At 74.4% G+C, this 2,047-nt stretch carries 2 protein-coding genes; both read left to right on the top strand.

Translation table 11 applies throughout. From position 1 onward, the window contains the following. A partial coding sequence (locus tag ABEB16_RS13530; RefSeq protein WP_345712768.1) for a cell division protein FtsQ/DivIB occupies positions 1–655 on the top strand: 655 nt, incomplete at its 5' end. 326 nt (positions 656–981) lie between these two features. Beyond that, positions 982–2,047: cell division protein FtsZ (ftsZ, locus tag ABEB16_RS13525; RefSeq protein ID WP_345712767.1), on the top strand; the 1,066-nt coding region annotated here is incomplete at its 3' end.

Here is a 2,047-nt window from a genome sequence, read left to right as displayed (position 1 = left end):
CGCGGTGCTGCCCCGGGCGCGCACCCGGGCCGGCTCCCGGGCCGGCACCGAGCGCACCGCGGCGGCCGAGGTCGCGGCGATCACCGACGGCGTCCGCGGCACCCAGCTCGTCCGCGTCGACACCGGGGGCATCGCCGAGCGGGTGGCCCGGCTGCCGCTGGTGGCCGGCGCGGAGGTGGAGCGGCGCTGGCCGTCGACGCTCGTGGTGCACGTGCGGGAGCGGCAGGCCGTGGCGGCGCTGCCGGACGGCCCGGACGGGTACCGGGTGGTGGACGGCGACGGCACGGTCCTCACCCGCACGTCGCAGGTGCCGACGGACGTGCCCAGCATCGACGTGGACGTGGACGCCGCCGGCGCGCCCACCCTGCGGGCGGCGCTGCAGGTGATGCGCGGGCTGCCCTCGTGGCTGCGCTCCGACGTGCGGGACATCTCGGCCGCGTCGCCGGAGTCGGTGGTGCTGACGCTCGCGGACGGGCGCGTCGTCCGCTGGGGCAGCGCCGAGCGCTCCGAGCGCAAGGCGGAGGTGCTGCGCGCGCTGCTGGACGCCGGTGTCGCAGCACCCCCGGACGGGGGCGACGGGGAGGGCGAGGGGAAGGGCGACGCCGCGGTGACGATCGACGTCAGCGCGCCGGAGCACCCGGCCGTGCAGGACTGAGCGGGTGGACCCTGGGGCTCGACCTGGGGTTGAGGCCGTCCGGTCGTCGCTGCGTCGCAGCGCCACCACGCGGTGTGCCCAGGGGTGACGACGGGCGCAATACCGCCTCCGCCCGGGTGTGACATGGCCGACACGCCGGACGGGCAGTTGCACCGGGTGTACCCGGACTCCTACGGTCCTCCGAGCGAAACGATGACATAACGTTAACCCTCGACATGAGGGTGAGTGTTCGTCACCGGCCGCCCGGTTTCGGGAGGGCGGCAGCGACCGCCGGGGCCCGGCGGTACCGGTCAGATCAGAGTTGAGAGAGGCGAGAGGCACACCACGTGGCAGCTCCGCAGAACTACCTGGCAGTCATCAAGGTCGTCGGCGTCGGCGGCGGCGGGGTGAACGCGGTCAACCGGATGATCGAGGTCGGCCTCAAGGGTGTCGAGTTCATCGCCGTCAACACCGACGCGCAGGCCCTGCTCATGAGCGACGCCGACGTCAAGCTCGACGTCGGCCGCGAGCTCACCCGCGGCCTGGGCGCCGGCGCCGACCCGGAGGTCGGGCGCAAGGCCGCCGAGGACCACGCCGAGGAGATCGAGGAGGTCCTCAAGGGGGCCGACATGGTCTTCGTGACCGCCGGCGAGGGCGGCGGCACCGGCACCGGCGGCGCACCCGTCGTGGCCCGCATCGCCCGCTCGCTGGGCGCCCTGACGATCGGCGTCGTCACCCGCCCCTTCACCTTCGAGGGGCGCCGTCGCGCCAACTCCGCGGAGTCGGGCATCGCCGAGCTGCGCGACGAGGTCGACACCCTCATCGTCATCCCCAACGACCGGCTGCTGTCCATCAGCGACAAGCAGGTCAGCATCCTGGACGCCTTCAAGTCCGCCGACCAGGTGCTGCTCTCGGGCGTGCAGGGCATCACCGACCTGATCACCACCCCGGGCCTGATCAACCTCGACTTCGCCGACGTGAAGTCCGTCATGCAGGGCGCCGGCAGCGCCCTGATGGGCATCGGCTCCGCCCGCGGCGACGACCGCGCCGTGCAGGCCGCCGAGAGCGCCATCAGCTCCCCGCTGCTGGAGGCCAGCATCGACGGCGCCCACGGCGTGCTGCTGTCCATCCAGGGCGGCTCCGACCTCGGCCTCTACGAGATCAACGAGGCCGCCCGCCTCGTGCAGGAGGCCGCGCACGCCGAGGCCAACATCATCTTCGGCGCCGTCATCGACGACGCCCTCGGCGACGAGGTGCGCGTCACCGTCATCGCGGCCGGCTTCGACTCCGGCACCCCGCAGCGGCGCCGGGACGAGCGCGCGCCCGGTGTCGGCGCCGGCCGGTCCACCGGCAGCGCCATCCCGCCCAGCCGGCAGAGCGCCCCGCAGCACGCGCCGGCCGCGCAGCAGCACG

The sequence above is a fragment of the Kineococcus glutinatus genome (assembly GCF_039542765.1).
Classification (GTDB): Bacteria; Actinomycetota; Actinomycetes; order Actinomycetales; family Kineococcaceae; genus Kineococcus_A; species Kineococcus_A glutinatus.
The sequence above is the reverse complement of the archived record's forward strand: the minus strand, read 5'-3'. Positions and strand labels throughout refer to the sequence as shown.